This is a genomic window from Variovorax sp. 20P10.2.4 (assembly GCF_058244205.1).
Window position 1 is genome coordinate 1 of sequence record NZ_JBZAYE010001107.1, and the last position, 1,378, is coordinate 1,378.

The window sequence follows — 1,378 nt, forward strand, 5'->3', positions numbered from 1 at the left end:
GGTTCAGCAGCACCTGCTCGACCAGCGTGCGGTCGCACATCGCGGCCGGCAGCCGGTCCTCGAGCACCACCTCGATGATCACGCCGAGCTTGCGCGCCTGCAGCCGCACCAGCGGCAGCACGGCATCGATCAGCGCCTGCGGCGCGACCGCCTCGCGCGTGCGGTCGCGCCGCCGCACGAAGTCGTGCACGCTGCGGATCACCTGGCCCGCGCGATCGGCCTGCTCGGCGATGCGGCGCACCGCCATCGCCACCTCGCCCTGCTCGCCGCGCGCGTCGGGGCCGAGCATGTTGAGCGAACCGGTGGCGTAGCTGGCGATCGCGGCCAGCGGCTGCGTGAGCTCGTGGCTCAGCAGCGAGGCCATCTCGCCCACGGTGGCCAGCCGCGCGCTGGCCTGCAGCCGCTCCTGGCTGGCGCGCGAGAGCTCCTCGATGCGGCGCTGCTCGCTGACGTCGATGAAGGCGCTCATCCAGCCGGTCTGCACGCGCTGCGCGTTGAGCAGCGGCGCCTCGAAGATCAGCACCGGGAAGCGGGTGCCGTCCTTGCGCATGAAGACCGACTCGAAGCCCTCGCGCGGCGGCATGCCGCCGGCCAGCCGGCGTGCCTGGCGCTGCTGGTACTCGTGCGCGAGCTCGGTCGGCCAGTAGGGCGCGTCGTTGGCCTCGCGCGCCATCAGCTCCTCGGCGCTGAAGCCCACCATCTCGCAGAAGGCCGGGTTGACGTAGGTGATGCGGCCCTGCAGGTCGCGCGCGCGCAGGCCGGTGATGACCGAGTCCTCCATCGCCTTGCGGAAGGCCAGCGAATCGGCGAGGTCGCGCTCGGCGCGCAGCCGCCGCCGCGTGTCGCGCGCCAGCAGCACCAGCACCGACACCAGCGCGATCGAGATCGCCGTGACCAGCGCGGTCAGCACGTTCGGGAACAGGTCGGGCGCGGAGCGCCAGCCGTCCACGCGCAGCATCAGCGCGGCGCCGGGCAGGTCGATCAGTTGCTGCGAGGTGAACACGCGCGTGCCGACGCGGCGCGCGGTGCCGATGGCCACGAGGCGCGTGCCGTCGGTCTCGGTGAAGGCCACCTCCTGGCCGCGCGTGAGCGTGGGGCCGACCAGTTCGGCCAGCGTGTCGCGCAGCGAGTAGCTGGCCACCAGGAAGCCGCCGCCGGTGTCCATCGGCACGCACAGCTCCATCACCTCCATGCCGCCACCGCCGCCCAGCGGCACGTAGTGGCTCGGCGAATAGGCCGGCGTGCCGAGCTTGCGCGCGGCGGCGCAGGCCAGCGAGACGTCGGACTGCTCGGCCGTGCGGCTCGCGGGATCGAGCACGTGCAGCCGGTAGGGCGTGTCGACCGCGTCGAGCGTGCGCAGCCGCGCGTCGCGCCATTC

General features: G+C 73.4%; 1 protein-coding gene. It reads right to left on the reverse strand.

Annotated elements, in window-relative coordinates:
- A partial coding sequence (locus AC27VN_RS41500) for a PAS domain S-box protein (protein ID WP_490880514.1) occupies positions 1 to 1,378 on the reverse strand: 1,378 nt, incomplete at both ends.